This is a genomic window from Streptomyces sp. NPDC016459, from assembly GCF_040632845.1.
Taxonomy (GTDB): domain Bacteria; phylum Actinomycetota; class Actinomycetes; order Streptomycetales; family Streptomycetaceae; genus Streptomyces.
The window spans coordinates 317111-333158 of the sequence record NZ_JBEYCR010000002.1; the positions used below are offsets into that span (position 1 = coordinate 317111).

Consider the following 16048-nt stretch of genomic DNA (forward strand, 5'->3'; position numbering starts at 1 on the left):
ACGGAAGGGCGATCCGAACCCCGGCCGGCTCCGCGCCCCCGGTCGTCCACCCGGACGCGGGGCCCCTGAGGCACGCGGTGATACTGGGGGCATGAAGCTCAGCCGCCGCGTCTCCTGGTTCCTGCTCGCGTTCGGGGTCTGGAGCTGGTTCATCTGGATCACCTTCGTCAAGAATCTGGTGAAGGACGGGAGCGGCCTCGCCTTCGACGACGCGGGCGACCCGACGGCCTACTTCTGGGTCCATCTGCTGCTTGCCGTCACGTCCTTTGTTCTGGGGACGGTGATCGGGGTGCTCGGGTTGCGTGGCGTGCGTGCCGCGCGCCGCGCGAACGGTTGAGAAGAAGGGGTTCCGGGGCGTGATCGCCTTCCTGCTGGTCCTGATCGTGGTCCTCGCGCTGCTCGGCGCGGTCCACTGGTACGTGTGGCGGCGCCTGGTGCGTGACGTCACGAGGCGCGGCAGCCTGCCGCGCCGGCTGGGCACCGTCGCCGTCGTGGCGCTGCCCCTGCTCTCGTTCGCGGCCCTCGGCTCCGCCCGCGCCGGAGCGCCGTTCACGCTCCAGCAGGTGGTGGCCTGGCCGGGCTTCCTGTGGCTCGCCCTGCTCCTGTACGTGACCCTGGCCCTGGCCGTCGGGGAGGCCGTACGGCCCGTCCTGCGCGCCTGGCTCGCCCGCCGGGACGCGGCGGCCGTACCGGCGACGGCCGCGGCCCCGACGGCCGCCCCCGCACCGGTGCCGGTCCCGGAGCCCGTACCCGCCGCGGCACGCCCCGCCGAACCGGCCGAGCCCACCGCGACGACCGGCCCTGCGTCCGCCCCGGCGTCCCCCACCGATGTCTCCCGGCGTCTGTTCGTCTCCCGGGTCGTCGGCGGCGCCGCCGCGGCGGCGGCCGTCGGGACCGTGGGCTACGGCACGTACGGCGTGCTGCGCGGTCCCCGGATCAAGCGGGTCACCGTCCCGCTCGCGAAGGTGCCGCGCGCCGCGCACGGCTACCGGATCGCCGTCGTCTCCGACATCCACCTCGGACCGATCCTGGGCCGCGCCCACACCCAGCGCATCGTGGACGCGATCAACTCCACCCAGCCCGACCTGATCGCGGTCGTCGGCGACCTCGTCGACGGCACCGTGGAGAACCTCGGCCCCGCCGCCGAGCCGCTCGCCCGGCTCCGCGCCCGCCACGGCTCGTTCTTCGTGACCGGCAACCACGAGTACTTCTCGGGCGCCGACGCCTGGGTCGACCACGTCCGCGAACTGGGCCTGCGCCCGCTGCGCAACGAGCGCCTGGAGATCGCGGCCGGTTTCGACCTCGCGGGCGTCGACGACATCGCGGGGGAGAGCGAGGGCCGGGGTCCCGACTTCGCCCGGGCCCTCGGGGACCGCGACCGGGCCCGCGCCGCGGTCCTCCTCGCGCACCAGCCGGTCGTCGTCCACGACGCCGTACGCCACGGCGTGGACCTCCAGCTCTCCGGTCACACCCACGGCGGCCAGCTCTGGCCCGGCAACTACCTCGCCGAACTGGCCAACCCGACCGTCGCCGGGCTCGAACGGTACGGGGACACCCAGCTGTACGTCTCCCGGGGCGCGGGCGCCTGGGGACCCCCGGTGCGGGTCGGCGCGCCGTCCGACATCACCCTGGTCCAGCTCGCCTCGAAGCAGGCGTGACGGGAGCGGGACGCGTGACCGGGGCCGTGCTGATGACCCGGGCGGGACACGTGACCGGGGCGGGGCTCGTGAGCGGGGCCGGGCTCGTGACCGGGGCGGGGCTCGTGACCCGGCCAGGACTCACGAGGTCTTCGGCGGCTTCGCTCCGGTCTTCTTCGACGGCATGCCCGAGGCCGCCATTCCGGCCGCCGTCGGCATGAAGTCCGAGAGCAGCTCGTGCGTCTCCTTGACCAGGGGGCGCAGGACGCGGAAGCGGGAGAGCGCGATCGCCCGGGCGGTGACCGGCGCGAGCCGTTCCACCAGACGGCGGCTGTTTGCGGCGCCCTCCGAGCGGTCGTACACCCAGAACAGCACCAGGCCCATCTGCTGGAGCCAGAGCAACCGGGGGAGCGCCTCCGCCAGTTCCGGGTCGACCTTCACCGAGGCGCCGGAGACGACCCGCCGGTGCACCTCGATCGCCGCCTCGCGCGGGCCCTCCGACTCGGGCGAGAAGGGGCTGAGCGGACTGTCGGGGTCGGCCGCGTTCTTGAAGAACTGGGACGCGAACTCGTGGTACGGCCCCGCGATGTCCAGCCACCCGAGGTAGACCCCCCGGATCCGGGCCGTCAGGTCCTTCTCGGCGCCGGTCAGGATGGGCTCGACGGCCGCCTGGTGCTCCTCGGCGATCCGGTCGTAGAAGCCCTGGACGAGGTGCTCCTTGGACGAGAAGTAGTAGTACGCGTTGCCGACGGAGACCCCGGCCTCCTGGGCGATGGCCCGCATCGTCGTCTTGTCGTAACCGCGCTCCCTGAACAGCCGGAGCGCGGTCTCGAGGATGAGCGTGCGGGTCTGCTCGCTCTTCGGGGCCTTCTTCTCGGCGGCCGCCTTCTCGTCGCCCTTCTCGTCGGTCGACTTGCCGGCGGCCTTGCTCTCTTCCGTCACGTCCTTCACGGGGCGAGCCTAGCCGGGCGGACCGGGCACCTCGCAGTGCCCGTCCTCGCAGGCCGGTCCCTTGAGGGCCTCGCGCCACTTCGCCGCCGCGAGCACCGTCATCCGGGCGAAGGGCTGCCCCGCGGGGGTGGCGAGCCAGTGCGCTCTGGGCCGGTGGTCGGCGAGCGCCCAGAGGCAGACGATCCAGGCGGAGGTCTCCCGGTAGACCTGGCCCCGGTCCCCGACCACCGTGATCTCCCGCAGGGTGGCGGTGTGGTCGAGGTCGGGGAAGCGGCGCCTGGCTTCCTGCGATCCGGCCGGTACGAGGTCGAGCGGGACGAGCTGCCGCTGGCGCAGCAGCCAGTGCCTGAGGTGCACGCAGAGCGGGCAGTCGGCGTCGTAGAGGACGGTCAGTCGTCCGACGGGGATCGTCGGCGCGTTCGGGGCCGGCACGGTGGGTCAGCCCTGGGGTGCGGGCGGGGCCCAGGGGCCGGTCTTCGGGGCGGTGGTCCAGCCCTGCGGGCCGACGGGCGGGACCTGTTCGCGCTCCATGACACCGCGTCGGCGGATCTTGTTGAGGACGTAGACGTTCCCGAGGTGCATCACGCCGAGGACGAGGAGGACGACGCCGAGTTTCACGGAGAGCGCCTCGAAGAGCGAGCGGGCGTCGAGGACGGCGTCGTCCTGGCTCAGATAGAGGGCGACGAAGCCGAAGTTGACGAGGTAGAAGCCGACCACCAGGAGGTGGTTGACCGCCTCGGCGAGCTTCTCGTTGCCGTGGAGGACGTCCGCGAGGAAGATCCTTCCGTTGCGGCTGAGTGTGCGTGCGACCCAGACCGTCAGGGCCACGCTGATCAGCAGGTAGACGATGTACGCGATGACAGTGAGGTCCATGCCCCACCCCCCCTTGAACGCGTTCAAAAGCTGGCAGTCATGACTGTAGACCTCTCTTTGAACGTGTTCAAGTCGCTTGAGGGGGGGAATTCGGGGACCCGCGCGCGCCGCCCCCGCCCTGGGGGCGATAGGCGAATTTTCGGGTGGTTCGTCCTTCATGGACGTACGATCGGCCCATGGCGCACCCCGAGGAACCGCCCGCCCCGAGCGCACCGCCGGTGCCGCGCGACTGGACCGACGAGCACGTCGCCCGCTGGCAGTCCGTCCTGCCCGGCCTCGACCCCGTGGTCGAGGGGGCCGTCACCCGGATGAAGAAGCTCTCCGTCCATCTCCGCCGGGTCAGGGAGCAGTCGCTCGTCGACTTCGGCCTGGAGCGGCACGAGTTCGACACGCTCCACAAGATCGCCGGGCGCGGCGGCAGCGCCGCCCCCTCCGAACTGGCCCAGGACCTCGACCTGGTTCCCGCCTCCGTCTCGGGCCGTCTGGACGGACTGGAGAAGCGGGGACTCGTGCGCCGCACCCGGTCCACGGCCGGGCGGCGCCGGGTGCTCGTCGAACTCACCGACGCCGGCCGTGAGACCTGGCGCGGGGCGATGGAGGTCCTCGGACACGAGGAGTACCGGCTGCTCGGCGTCCTCGCCCCCGAGGAGCGAGCCCTCCTCAACGACCTGCTGCGGCGGGTCATGGTCGCGGCGGAGTCCACGGAGCCCGCCCGCCCCTGGCACGGCTGAGCCCGCCCGCCCCTGGCACGGCTGAGCCCCCCGGCCCTGGCACGGCTGAGCCCGCCGCCCCTGGCACGGCCGAGGCCGTGCGGTGGGTCACATGCTGAGCGACCGCGCGTAGTTGATCTGGCCCATCACCCAGTGGATGGTGTCCGGGCCCCGCGCCGGGATCATCGTCGAGTGATGCCGGCCACCGCTGGTCACCGTGACCTGGATGAAGCCGGTGGTCTGCTTCTCCTTCATCAGCAGGAACAGCAGGCCCAGCAGGCAGAAGACGAAGAAGACGACCGCCAGCACGATCCCGGCCGTCGAGATCTTCTCCTCGGTCCGCGACATGTCCATCGCGTTCCAGACGGCCCCCTTCAGGGGCATGGCCCCGGCGGGGGTGATGATCTGGTCGCCGACGACGGTGATGTCACCCAGGCTCAGCAGCGGCGCGCCCCCGGCGGGGACCGGCGGATAGGACAGCTGCGGCACCGGCACGCCCTCGGGGATCGTCGGCTGGTAGCCGCCCTGCGGGTACCCGTACCCGGGCGTCCCGGCCTGCTGGCCGGGGCCCCACTCGTACTCCTCCGACTTGTAAGGGTTCGGCTCGCTCATCAGTCCCCGTCCTCCGCAAAGAAAAAGCCCGCTCCTGCACGCCGCAGCGTACAGAAGCGGGCCTCGTCGGCCGAACGGGATGTCAGAAGCGACGCGTGATCAGCGCGCGCTTGACCTCCTGGATGGCCTTGGTGACCTCGATGCCACGCGGGCAGGCGTCCGTGCAGTTGAACGTCGTGCGGCAGCGCCACACGCCGTCCTTGTCGTTCAGGATCTCCAGGCGCTGCTCGCCCGCCTCGTCACGCGAGTCGAAGATGAAGCGGTGCGCGTTGACGATCGCGGCCGGACCGAAGTACTGGCCGTCGTTCCAGAAGACCGGGCAGGACGAGGTGCACGCGGCGCACAGGATGCACTTGGTGGTGTCGTCGAAGCGCTCACGGTCCTCGGCGGACTGCAGGCGCTCGCGCGTCGGCTCGTTGCCCTTGGTGACCAGGAACGGCATGACGTCCCGGTACGCCTGGAAGAACGGCTCCATGTCCACGACCAGGTCCTTGAGGACCGTCAGGCCCTTGATGGCCTCGACCGTGATGGGCTTCTCGGGGTTGATGTCCTTGATCAGCGTCTTGCAGGCGAGCCTGTTCTTGCCGTTGATCCGCATCGCGTCCGAGCCGCAGATGCCGTGCGCGCACGAGCGGCGGAAGGTCAGCGTGCCGTCGACGTCCCACTTGATCTTGTGGAGGGCGTCGAGCACACGCTCCTTCGGGTCGATGTCGATCTGGAAGTCCTCCCAGACCGACGCGTCCGACACCTCGGGGTTGAAGCGGCGGATCCGCATCGTGACCGTGATGTACGGGGAGGCGGCGGAGTCCTTCTCCACCCTGTCCAGTACGGGGGTAGCCATCAGTACTTACGCTCCATCGGCTGGTAGCGGGTCTGGACGACCGGCTTGTAGTCGAGACGGACGGTCTCGGAGCCGTCCTCGCCGACCTCGCGGTACGCCATGGTGTGGCGCATGAAGTTGACGTCGTCGCGGTTGGGGTAGTCCTCGCGGTAGTGACCGCCGCGGGACTCCTTGCGCGCCAGGGCCGAGACGGCCATGACCTCGGCCAGTTCGAGCAGGTTGCCCAGCTCCATGGCCTCCAGGAGGTCCGTGTTGAAGCGCTTGCCCTTGTCCTGGATGGACACGTTCTCGTAGCGCTCGCGCAGCTCGGCGATCTTCTCGACGGCCGTCTTGATGGTCTGCTCCGTGCGGAACACCATCACGTTGGCGTCCATCGTCTCCTGGAGCTCACGGCGCAGGTCGGCGACCCGCTCGTTGCCCGTGGAGTTGCGCAGCCGCTCGATCTGCGCGACGACGAGGGACTCCGGGTTCTCCGGCAGCTCGACGAAGTCGTGCTTGGCGGAGTACTCGGCGGCGGCGATGCCGGAGCGCTTGCCGAAGACGTTGATGTCGAGCAGCGAGTTGGTGCCGAGGCGGTTGGCGCCGTGCACCGACACGCAGGCGACCTCGCCGGCCGCGTACAGGCCCGGGACGACGGTGGTGTTGTCCATGAGGACCTCACCCTCGACGTTGGTCGGGATGCCGCCCATGGCGTAGTGCGCGGTGGGCTGGATCGGGATCGGGTCCGTGTACGGCTCGATGCCGAGGTACGTACGGGCGAACTCGGTGATGTCCGGGAGCTTGGCGTCCAGCTGCTCCGGCGGGAGGTGCGTCAGGTCCAGGTAGACGTGGTCGCCCTCGGGACCGCAGCCGCGGCCCTCGCGGATCTCCGTGTAGATGGAGCGGGAGACGACGTCACGGGACGCGAGGTCCTTCATGACCGGCGCGTACTTCTCCATGAAGCGCTCGCCGTCCTTGTTGCGGAGGATGCCGCCCTCACCGCGGGCGCCCTCCGTCAGCAGGATGCCCATGCGCCAGATGCCCGTCGGGTGGAACTGGAAGAACTCCATGTCCTCGAGGGGCAGACCGCGCCGGAAGCAGGCGGCCTGGCCGTCACCGGTCAGGGTGTGCGCGTTGGAGGTCACCTTGAAGAACTTGCCGGTGCCGCCGGACGCGTAGATCACGGCCTTGGCCTGGAAGATGTGGATCTCCCCGGTGGCCAGCTCGTACGCGACGACGCCGGCGGACTTCTTGACGCCGTCGACCTCGGTGATCAGCTGGTCCAGGACGTAGAACTCGTTGAAGAACTCCACGCCCTCCTTGACGCAGTTCTGGTACAGCGTCTGGAGGATCATGTGACCGGTGCGGTCCGCGGCGTAGCAGGACCGGCGGACCGGGGCCTCGCCGTGGTTGCGGGAGTGACCGCCGAAGCGGCGCTGGTCGATGGTGCCGTCCGGGGTCCGGTTGAACGGCAGGCCCATCTTCTCCAGGTCGAGGACGGCGTCGATGGCCTCCTTCGCCAGGATCTCGGCGGCGTCCTGGTCGACCAGGTAGTCACCGCCCTTGACCGTGTCGAAGGTGTGCCACTCCCAGTTGTCCTCCTCCACGTTGGCGAGCGCGGCGGCCATGCCGCCCTGCGCGGCGCCCGTGTGGGAGCGGGTGGGGTAGAGCTTCGTCAGCACGGCGGTGCGGCTGCGCTTCGTCGACTCGATGGCGGCGCGCATGCCGGCGCCACCGGCGCCGACGATGACGGTGTCGTACTTGTGGATCTTCATGACGTGGATTACCTCAGCCCCGTGCCTAGCGGATGTTCGGGTCGAAGGTGAAGATCACCAGCGTGCCCAGAAGGATGGTGAACACCGTGGCGGTGTACAGCAGGCCCTTGAGCCACAGGCGCGTGTTGGCCCGCTCCGCGTAGTCGTTGATGACGGTGCGGAGGCCGTTGGCGCCGTGCAGCATGGCGAGCCAGAGCATCAGCAGGTCCCAGACCTGCCAGAACGGGGACGCCCAGCGGCCGGCCACGAAGGCGAAGCCGATCTTGGAGACGCCGCCGTCCAGGAAGAGCTGGATCAGCAGGTGACCGAGGACCAGGACGACCAGGACGATGCCCGAGAGGCGCATGAAGAGCCATGCGGCCATCTCGAAGTTGCCCCGGGTCGCGCGCGGGGTCTTGCCGGTGCGCTTGCGGGGGGCCTCGATGTACGGCGCGGGGTTGTCCACGTCGTAGACGGTGCCGCCCTCGACGGGTCCGATCGCGGCGGAGGAGGTGTCAGCAGACATGAGTGGCGTCAGCTCCCGAACAGTTCACGTGCGGCGTGCCCGAGAATCGGGTACAGCGAGAAGGCCATCAGCACGACCCATACGCCCACGACGGTCCAGAGCATCTGCTTCTGGTAGCGCGGGCCCTTGGACCAGAAGTCCACGGCGATGACCCGGAGGCCGTTCAGCGCGTGGAAGAGGATGGCTGCGACGAGGCCGTACTCCAGAAGAGCGACGATCGGCGTCTTGTAGGTCGCGACGACCTCGTCGTACGCCTCGGGGGAGACGCGGACGAGAGCGGTGTCCAGCACGTGTACGAACAGGAAGAAGAAGATGAGGACGCCGGTGACTCGATGAGCCACCCAACTCCACATTCCTTCCCGGCCGCGGTACAGCGTTCCAGCCGGCACGGAAAAACCCTCCGGGAGCGGGGATCAGGGTCGGCCGGCTTCAGTGTCGGTCTGACCCGGCCGGGTACGGTCCACCGGCCCCGGTCATCGTAGCGACGAGTTGTCGGTTCGCTCGCGCGGGGTCCATAGGTGTGATCAAAGAGGCACGGACGGGCTATCGCGCACGCCGGAATCGCCGCATTCCGGACGGAATCACGAACCGGTGTGTCGGAGTGTGAGCGCCTCGGAGAACCGGAAGGCCAAACGGGCACGGGCGAGGCGACGCAGCTCCTCGGCCGCGATCACACGCTCCTCCTCCGGTTCGTTGCCGAGACGTGACCGGATACCGGCCAGTACCCGGTCGAGCCGCTCCCCGGGACGCACTCCGTCGAGGCTGATCACGAACGCGTGTCCGAAGCCGCTCTCGTACGCGGCGTGGGCGGCACGCAGCGCGGTCCGGGCCGCCGGCGGGGCGTCCGGGTGCGGCACCGCGGAGCACTCGGCGGCCAGGGCCTCGTCGAGGTCGGCCCGGGACAGGTCGTAACCGGCCTCGTCGGCGGCGGCGAGCAGCGCGTCCACGGTCGGGTACGGCCGGTGCGCCGCCACCCGTTCGGCCCAACGGTGACTGTGGCAGCAGGCGAGGAGTAGCGCCTGGGCCTCGGCGGGCGTGGCGGCGTTGAAACCGGCGAGCCCCCGGGGGGCTCCGTGGGGCGCGGGACCCCTGTGCTGCGCGGGCAGGGCGGTCACGGCGGGGGCGCCGACCGCGCCGGGGGTCGCGGCGGCGGTGGGAGGGGCGGGCGTGTCCGTGGAGCCCGCTTTCCGGCAGGGGAGGTGGGTGTCGCTGGTCAGCGTGGACTCCGGTACTCCGGGACGGATGGGGTGGACGTGACTCAACGTTACCGACGGGGCGAGGGAAGTGTCCGACGGATGCGCGAATTTCACCCGGAAGGGAGAGTTTCGGAACATGTGACGGATGATCGGGTTTCGTTCCCCCGATTGGCCGGACCGCCCGCCGTACGGGAGGATTCCGAATGATGCGGTACTCCATACGGGGGCCCCACCAGGGCCCCGCACTGATGGCGACCGCGGTGGCACTGGCCACCGTGGCGGCCTGTTCCCCCGGCGCTCCCACCGGAGCGCCCCCGCCCCCCACCCCGTCCGGCGGCACGTCCGCGAGCGCCGCGCCCACCAGCGCGCCGCCCAGCCCGACGCCCACGCCGACCCGGACCTACCCCCTGTCCACCGCGCCCCGCACCGTCCCCGCAGTGCGCGACCACGAGGCCGCCCGCGGTCCCGGCTGGAAACCCGCTCCGACGGCCGGGATCGTCGTCGCCGCCGGCAGCGAAGGACTCGCCGACGAGGCACGGCTGCTCGCGGGGGAACTGAAGATCTCGTACCGGGGAGCCGTCGCCGCCCGCGCCGGCGACGTCGAGCTCGCCCTCGGCGGCAAGGGCGCCCCCGAGTCGTACACGCTCACCACCCGCGACGACCGGGTCAGGATCAGCGGCCCCGACCAGGCGGGCGTCTTCTACGGCACCCGCACCCTCAAGCAGTCGGTGAAGGCCTCGGGCGCGATGCCCGAGGGCACCGTCACCGACGCCCCCGCGAAGCCCCAGCGCGGACTGAACCTCGACATCGCCCGCAAGTTCTTCACCGCGGAGTGGATCGAGGCCCGGCTCCGGGAGATGGCCGACCTCAAGCTCAACCAGTTCGGACTGCACTTCTCCGACGACCAGGGCTTCCGGATCGCCTCCGACTCCCACCCCGAGATCGTCTCGGCCGAGCACCTCACCAAGGCCGAGGTACGCCGGATCCTCGCCCTCGCGCAGACCCTCCACATCACGGTCGTGCCCGAGATCGACTCGCCAGGACACCTCGGAGCCGTCCTGCGCGCCCACCCGGACCTCCAGCTGCGCAACGTCCAGGGCACTCCGCGCCAGGGTGCGATCGACATCTCCAAGCCCGCCTCCGCCCGGCTCGTGGACGAGCTGCTGCGCGAGTACGCCGAACTCTTCCCCGGCGGCTGGTTCCACGTCGGCGCCGACGAGTACCAGGCCCTGACCGTCCGCTCCCCCGAGGCCTCCTATCCGCAGCTGGCCTCGGCGGCCCGGCAGAAGTACGGCGCCCAGGCGCGCGTCCAGGACCTGGCGGAGGGCTGGCTGAACGACCGCGCGGCGGTCGTCCGCGACACGGGCAAGGTCGCGAAGGCCTGGAACGACGGGTTCTTCCGGGGCGGGGTCGTCGACGCGCACAAGGGCATCGAGGTCGAGTACTGGACCGGCAAGGAGATCGGGGCCCGTCCCCCGGCCGAGTACCTGGCCGAGGGCCGCGAGGTCGTGAACCTCAACGACGAGTACCTCTACTACGTGCTCGGCGAGCCGAACCAGTTCACCTATCCGACCGGCCGCCGCATCTACGAGCAGTGGACACCGCTCGTCCTGCGCGGCACCACCCCCGTCCCCGCGCGGTACGACCCCCAGATCCTCGGGGCCCGCTTCGCGGTCTGGTGCGACCTCTCCCGGTCGCAGACGCAGGCACAGGTCGCGGACGGCATCCGGCTGCCGCTGACGGCGCTCGCCCAGAAGGTCTGGGACCCGGCGAAACCGACCCTGACCTGGGACCAGTTCCGGGCGCTGGCGACGAAGGTGCGCTGACGCACTCCATGGACGCGGTCGCCGAGGCCTACGTGACGGCGCCCTCCCGGGTCCTCGCGGGTTACGCCCTCCACCTCGGCGCCGCCGTTCTCACGATTCCCTCGTCCGGCGTCCGACCTCTATGCAGCACGCCAAAGCCACTGGCATGATTCCGGCCGCGCAGTGACGAAAAAGCGCCCCCCGGCGCAGTAGGGGAAGTACTGCGTCCGCATCGGGTGGCGAGGAGGCGTCCATGGCGTCGGGGAACGGCCGGAGCCTGCTGGAACTGATCGACGGGGCCGACGAGCGAGGCCTGGCCGCGGCCGGCCTCGCCTGCCTCGACCGCTGCCTCCCCCTGCTCGCCGGTGACCGGGGCGACGCCCTGCGGCCCGTCTGGGCCGCCGTCGCGCGCGGCGACGGGAACGCCTGGGGCGAGGCCGTCGCCAAGGCCCGCGTCGAACTGGACGCCGACGGTACGGCGGACGCCGCGGCCGTACGGGGGATGCTGGCCGCCGCCCCGGCGACCTGGACCGCCGGAGACCTCCGTGCCTGGGCCCACGCCTGCTCCGGCACCGCCCTCGCCCTGCACGGACGGTACGACGCCGCCGAGGTGCCCGACGGTCTCGTCGAGCGCTGCCGGGCCGGGGACACGGACGGCGCGGGCCCGCTGCTCGCCGGGGAGCTCCGCCGCCAGCAGGCCGTCCTCGAAACGGTCGCCCACGGCCCGACCGGTCTGCGCCGGGCACGAGAACTCTCCGTCGAGGGCGGCCGGGTGCTGCGCGCGGTCGTCTCACGCCGGGCCCGCACCGCCTGAGGAACCGGTCCGGCGTCCCATGCCGGGCCCGCACCGCCTGAGGAACCGGTCCGGCCGCTCATGCCGGGCCCGCACCGCCTGGGAGGCCGGTCCGGTCAGGACTCCGGCGCCTCGACCGTCGCCGACGCGATGATCTCGGCGATCTGCCGCTCCGCCGTGGTCTTGTCGAGTCCGAGGCCGGTGAGCACGCCGGTGCCGTCCTCGTGCTCCAGGAGGGCGAGCAGGATGTGCTCGGTGCCGACGTAGTTGTGGCCGAGGCGCAGCGCCTCGCGGAACGTCAGTTCCAGGACCTTCTTCGCCGCCGCGTCGTACGGGACGAGGGTGGGCGGCTCGTCGACGCCCGGCGGCAGGGTCGCGGCGGCGGCCTCGCGGACCTGGTCGAGGGTCACGCCCTGGGAGGTGATCCAGTACGCCGCGATCCCCTCGGGCTCGGCGAGCAGGCCGAGCGTCAGGTGGGCGGGGGTGATCTCGGCGTTCCCGACGGCCGTGGCCTCGTTCTGGGACGCCATGACCACGTTCCTGGCGCGGGGGGTGAAGCGGTTGAACCCGGCGTTCGGGTCCATCTTCTCCGCGTCCGGCTCCTTGGGCACGAAGCGCTTCTGGGCCGCCTGACGGGTCACGCCCATGCTGCGGCCGATGTCGGTCCAGGAGGCCCCGGAGCGACGGGCCTGGTCGACGAAGTGGCCGATGAGGTGGTCGGCGACATCGCCGAGGTGGTCCGCCGCGATGACGGCGCCGGAGAGCTGCTCCAGGGCGTCGGGGTGGACCTTCTTGATCGCGTCGATGAGTTCGTCGAGGCGGACGGGAACGGTCGGAACGACTGGATTCGTCATGAGTGCAACCCTAGGTTGACAGTCTTTCACTGTCAACCATCGGTTGACAGTGAAAGGGGTGTACTCCCCCCGGCGGAAAAGCGTGCGAAAAGGAGTCGAAACGGCCCCGGAAATGGGAGACGACCGGGGTCGCCACCCCCCACAGGAGAGACCCCGGTCGTCGTCCACGGACCCGCAGCACGGCTCCGTACTCCATTCAGCGCCAGGGATGCGTTTTCTGTCACACCGTCGCGCACCCGCGTCCGGACGCGCCCCGAGCGCTCCTCGCACGCCCTCGCCCGGAGGTTGCAAGTTGCACAAAGACCCCGGATCGCGTGGACGCGACGCCCGGCCACGACGTAGCGTGCAGATGCGCGAGGCGGCGTGGCGGTGACCAGCCGCGATGGAGCGACGACGCGACCACGCGACCGACGAACAGGGTTTGGGGAGTGCTGGGGGACGACGCGGAGCTGACGGCCGCGGTGCTCGCTGCGCAGGACGGGGACGAGAACGCCTTCCGTACTGTGTATCGCGCCGTGCATCCACGGTTGCTCGGCTACATACGCACACTGGTCGGCGACGCCGACGCCGAGGACGTCACCTCGGAGTCCTGGCTCCAGATCGCCCGCGACCTCGACCGGTTCGACGGCGACGCGGACCGCTTCCGCGGCTGGGCCGCGCGGATCGCCCGCAACCGCGCCCTCGACCACATACGGATGCGGGGCAGGCGCCCCGCGTCCGGCGCCGACGAGGACGAACTCACCGACAGGCCCGCCGCGTCCGACACGGCGGGCGAGGCCCTGGAGGCCCTCGCCACCGGACACACCATGCGGCTGATCGCCCAGCTTCCGCAGGACCAGGCCGAGGCCGTCGTCCTGCGCGTCGTCGTCGGTCTCGACGCCAAGAGCGCCGCCGACACGCTGGGGAAACGCCCCGGCGCCGTACGCACCGCCGCCCACCGCGGCCTGAAGAAGCTCGCCGAACTCCTCGGAGTCGACGGTGACACGGACGGGGCGGACGGCACCGCCGAGGCCGTCGCCGCCCTGGACGGTGTGCCTCCGCAACGCGTGCGCCCGCCGGGGTCCGTGCCCCCCCGCGGTGTGACGCAATCACGTCCCCGTACGCAGAAGGACATGTGATGGCCGACGAGCGGTACCAGTGGCTCGACCAGGAGTCCGCCGAGCGGCTGCTCCGCGGCGAGCCGGTCGACGCCGTCGACGACCACGCGCGCGCGGGGGCCGAGCGCCTCGCCCGGGCCCTCGACACGGCCCGTACTCCCGCCTTCCCCGCGGCCGGAAGCGGCGAACTGCCGGGCGAGGCCGCCGCGCTCGCCGCCTTCCGCGAGGCCACCGCCGAGCGCGCCTCCGCCCGCGCCGCCGCGACGGACGGAGCCCCGCACGCCCGCACCCTCCACGCCGACCTCGGACGGGTGCGGCTCACGCCGGTCTCCCCGCCGAGGCGCCGCTGGGGACGGTCCGTGCGGTACGGACTGGCCGCGGCGGTTGCCGCCGTCACCGTCGGAGGGGTCGCCGTCGCCGCCGGAACAGGTGTGCTGCCGCTGGTGGGTCCGGCGCCCGCCAGCTCCGTCACGGCGGAGGAGACCGTCGACACGCTCGTCTCCAAGGAACCCGGCATACGCGAGGATCCCGAGGCGCCCCCGACGAGGCCGGGCGCCGACGGTGAACCCACGCCCGGCGTGTCCCCCTCCGCCGGCACCGGCACCACCACCGCACCGCCCACCGGAGGCGCCGACGGCCACGGCACGGCCACCACGGGCCCCGGCACCCCGAAGCCCAGGAGCACGGCGGGTACGGGCAAGGACTCCGGCGGCACGGGAACGGACCCCGGCGGCACGGACGTCAGGCCCGGCGGTGCGACCTCCCTGGCGAAGACCGTCAAGGCCTGCCGGGACTACCGGACGGGAAGGCTCGACGCCACCGGCCGCAAGCAGCTCACGAACAACCTGCGCGGCGGCGAGAGCCTGCGACGCTACTGCGACCGGATCCTCGGCGGCGGTACGGGCGCGCCCGAGGGCGGGGCCAAGGACGAGACCAAGGACCCCAAGGGCGACTCCGGGGACGACAAGGACGACGCCGAGGGCCACCCCGAGGGCGGCTCGAAGGACGCCCCCAGGGGCGGCGGCGGGAACGACGGCCGGTCCGAGGACGGGTCGCACGGCGGACGGGACGACAAGGACGGCGGCTCCCGGGACAGCCGTGCCGGAACGGCCGCCGAGGACCGCCGCGGCACCGCCCGATCGGCCACGGACACCGTCCGGCTCTTCGCCGCGCCGCCCCTCGGGACCGCCGTCACCGCACGCGTTCCGCTCGCGGTGTAACACTTCCCGGCCGGTCGGCGCAGTATGGAGTGTGCCGACTGGTCATCGGCCGCGCAGAGAGCCGGGGTTCCCCCCGTACCTACGGCTCCGCGCACCCGGCGCGGGTGGGACACGTTCCCCCGGTCCCACCCGCGCCCTCTCTTCTCCCCTCCCGGGTCACCAGTGGACGACGACCTTGTCGCCGACCTTCACCTGGTCGAAGAGGGTCGTCAGCTTGGCCCGGTCCCGGACGTTGACGCAGCCGTGCGAGCCTCCGTCGTAGCCGCGGGCCGCGAAGTCCGACGAGTAGTGCACGGCCTGGCCGCGGCTGAAGTACATCGAGAGCGGCATCGGCGTGTGGTACAGCTTCGACCAGTCCTGACGGACCTTCCGCTCCACGGCGAAGGTGCCCTCCCGGGTCGGGGTGTTCTCCGAACCGAAACGGACGTCCATCGCCGAGACGACCTTGCCGTCGATCATCCAGGCCAGGGTCCGGCTCTCCTTGCTGATGCACAGCACCCGGCCGGTCATGCACCGCGCGTCGGGGGTGTCGAGCGTGTTCGTGGTGGCCGGCTTCAGCTCGTCGGCGGTCGGCCTCCGGCTCGCCCCGAGCAGCTTCTCCCAGGTCGCCGCGTCGACCGACCCCGTCCGGGGCAGGTCCCCCTTCCGCTGGAAGGCCTTGACCGAACCGGCCGTCTTCGTCCCGTAGAAGCCCGTGGGCGCCCTGTCGAAGTGCCCCAGCTGCCGCAGCCGCGCCTGGAGCTCGCGGACCTGCTCGCTCTCGTCCCCGTCGTCCATCAGGACCGCGGGCCCGGAGGACGGTGTCGCGGTCCCGGTGGGCGTGGCGGTCCCGGTCGGTGTCGCGGTCGCGGTGGGAGCGGGAGCGACGGTCGTCGGCGCCGTCGTCGGACTTGCCGAGCCGGAGCCGGAGCCGACGCCGGTTCCGCCTCCCGCGCCGACTGCCTGGGCCGTACAGCCGGTGGCGAGGGCCACCGCGGCCGCCGCCAGTACCGCTCTGCGTATGACGGAAGAAGACCGCATCATCAATTGCCCCCCGAGACGAATCGTGTGTACGTAGGGATGCGTTCCGCGCGTGTGCGGTTGCGCCGGCGGACCAGGGACCGCGCATGCTGTGAGGAAGGTCCCAGCGTGCTGCTCTCCACCCCCCGGACACCCGCCGCTACAGTCCGTCGCGAGGAGCCGTACCGCTGAGTAACCAGC

At 71.6% G+C, this 16048-nt stretch carries 18 protein-coding genes; 7 read left to right on the forward strand and 11 right to left on the reverse strand.

All coding sequences use genetic code 11. The features are described 5' to 3' along the window. Window positions 1-91: 91 nt before the first annotated feature. Both ABZ567_RS07065 and ABZ567_RS07070 read left to right on the forward strand, forming a co-directional pair. Entirely contained in the window at window positions 92-337 is a 246-nt protein-coding gene (locus ABZ567_RS07065; protein ID WP_360785509.1) for a hypothetical protein, read from the forward strand. Window positions 338-356: 19 nt separating this feature from the next. Continuing rightward, on the forward strand, window positions 357-1658 hold the full coding sequence (locus tag ABZ567_RS07070) for a metallophosphoesterase (protein ID WP_360785511.1): 1302 nt from the start codon (window positions 357-359) through the stop codon (window positions 1656-1658). 120 nt (window positions 1659-1778) lie between these two features. Here ABZ567_RS07070 and ABZ567_RS07075 read toward each other — a convergent pair whose 3' ends face one another. The 3 genes from ABZ567_RS07075 to ABZ567_RS07085 are packed head-to-tail and all read right to left on the reverse strand — an operon-like array spanning window position 1779 to window position 3461. Beyond that, window positions 1779-2579: a TetR family transcriptional regulator gene (locus ABZ567_RS07075; protein ID WP_360786497.1), complete on the reverse strand. Its 801-nt coding sequence runs from the start codon at window positions 2577-2579 to the stop codon at window positions 1779-1781. 18 nt (window positions 2580-2597) lie between these two features. Then, window positions 2598-3020, reverse strand: coding sequence for a DCC1-like thiol-disulfide oxidoreductase family protein (locus tag ABZ567_RS07080; RefSeq protein WP_360785512.1), 423 nt, complete (start codon window positions 3018-3020; stop codon window positions 2598-2600). A gap of 6 nt (window positions 3021-3026) precedes the next feature. Beyond that, window positions 3027-3461, reverse strand: coding sequence for a hypothetical protein (locus ABZ567_RS07085; protein ID WP_360785514.1), 435 nt, complete (start codon window positions 3459-3461; stop codon window positions 3027-3029). A gap of 176 nt (window positions 3462-3637) precedes the next feature. Between ABZ567_RS07085 and ABZ567_RS07090 the strand changes: the two genes are divergently transcribed. Next, on the forward strand, window positions 3638-4192 hold the full coding sequence (locus tag ABZ567_RS07090; protein ID WP_360785516.1) for a MarR family transcriptional regulator: 555 nt from the start codon (window positions 3638-3640) through the stop codon (window positions 4190-4192). Between the two features lie 87 nt (window positions 4193-4279). Here ABZ567_RS07090 and ABZ567_RS07095 read toward each other — a convergent pair whose 3' ends face one another. The 6 genes from ABZ567_RS07095 to ABZ567_RS07120 all read right to left on the reverse strand — a co-directional run bounded on the left by ABZ567_RS07095 (window position 4280) and on the right by ABZ567_RS07120 (window position 8998). Then, the gene (locus ABZ567_RS07095; RefSeq protein WP_360785518.1) at window positions 4280-4783 is read right to left on the reverse strand and encodes a hypothetical protein; all 504 of its coding nucleotides are present in this window, start codon (window positions 4781-4783) and stop codon (window positions 4280-4282) included. An 82-nt stretch (window positions 4784-4865) separates the two neighbouring features. Beyond that, window positions 4866-5624, reverse strand: a complete 759-nt coding sequence (locus ABZ567_RS07100; protein WP_360785520.1) for a succinate dehydrogenase iron-sulfur subunit — start codon at window positions 5622-5624, stop codon at window positions 4866-4868. After that, a complete protein-coding gene (gene sdhA / locus ABZ567_RS07105) occupies window positions 5624-7378 on the reverse strand; it encodes a succinate dehydrogenase flavoprotein subunit (protein WP_360785522.1) in 1755 nt (584 codons plus the stop codon). The genes ABZ567_RS07100 and sdhA overlap by 1 nt, the downstream gene beginning before the upstream one ends. Before the next feature lie 25 nt (window positions 7379-7403). Further along, entirely contained in the window at window positions 7404-7883 is a 480-nt protein-coding gene (locus ABZ567_RS07110) for a succinate dehydrogenase hydrophobic membrane anchor subunit (protein ID WP_360785524.1), read from the reverse strand. An 8-nt stretch (window positions 7884-7891) separates the two neighbouring features. Next, window positions 7892-8272 carry a succinate dehydrogenase, cytochrome b556 subunit gene (sdhC, locus tag ABZ567_RS07115; RefSeq protein ID WP_360601457.1) on the reverse strand — a complete coding sequence of 127 codons (381 nt, stop codon included), beginning with the start codon at window positions 8270-8272 and terminating at the stop codon, window positions 7892-7894. 192 nt (window positions 8273-8464) lie between these two features. Continuing rightward, a complete protein-coding gene (locus tag ABZ567_RS07120) occupies window positions 8465-8998 on the reverse strand; it encodes a 2-oxo-4-hydroxy-4-carboxy-5-ureidoimidazoline decarboxylase (RefSeq protein ID WP_360786498.1) in 534 nt (177 codons plus the stop codon). A 284-nt stretch (window positions 8999-9282) separates the two neighbouring features. On the opposite strand from ABZ567_RS07120, the gene ABZ567_RS07125 reads away from it, so the two are divergent. Together ABZ567_RS07125 and ABZ567_RS07130 are read left to right on the forward strand one after the other, a co-directional pair. After that, on the forward strand, window positions 9283-10905 hold the full coding sequence (locus ABZ567_RS07125; protein WP_360785526.1) for a glycoside hydrolase family 20 protein: 1623 nt from the start codon (window positions 9283-9285) through the stop codon (window positions 10903-10905). A 232-nt stretch (window positions 10906-11137) separates the two neighbouring features. Beyond that, on the forward strand, window positions 11138-11698 hold the full coding sequence (locus ABZ567_RS07130; RefSeq protein ID WP_360785528.1) for a hypothetical protein: 561 nt from the start codon (window positions 11138-11140) through the stop codon (window positions 11696-11698). Window positions 11699-11793: 95 nt separating this feature from the next. Here ABZ567_RS07130 and ABZ567_RS07135 read toward each other — a convergent pair whose 3' ends face one another. Next, window positions 11794-12531 (reverse strand): Clp protease N-terminal domain-containing protein, encoded by a 738-nt coding sequence (locus ABZ567_RS07135; RefSeq protein WP_360785530.1) that lies wholly within the window; start codon window positions 12529-12531, stop codon window positions 11794-11796. Between the two features lie 428 nt (window positions 12532-12959). Here ABZ567_RS07135 and ABZ567_RS07140 point away from each other — a divergent pair, with 428 nt between their 5' ends. Both ABZ567_RS07140 and ABZ567_RS07145 read left to right on the forward strand, forming a co-directional pair. Continuing rightward, entirely contained in the window at window positions 12960-13649 is a 690-nt protein-coding gene (locus tag ABZ567_RS07140) for an RNA polymerase sigma factor (protein WP_360785532.1), read from the forward strand. Then, complete coding sequence (locus tag ABZ567_RS07145; protein WP_360785534.1) at window positions 13649-14848, forward strand: hypothetical protein; 1200 nt, start codon at window positions 13649-13651, stop codon at window positions 14846-14848. The genes ABZ567_RS07140 and ABZ567_RS07145 overlap by 1 nt, the downstream gene beginning before the upstream one ends. 156 nt (window positions 14849-15004) lie before the next feature. Here the strand turns inward: ABZ567_RS07145 and ABZ567_RS07150 are convergent, their stop codons facing one another. After that, window positions 15005-15871 carry a L,D-transpeptidase family protein gene (locus tag ABZ567_RS07150; RefSeq protein WP_360785536.1) on the reverse strand — a complete coding sequence of 289 codons (867 nt, stop codon included), beginning with the start codon at window positions 15869-15871 and terminating at the stop codon, window positions 15005-15007. Window positions 15872-16048: the final 177 nt, after the last annotated feature.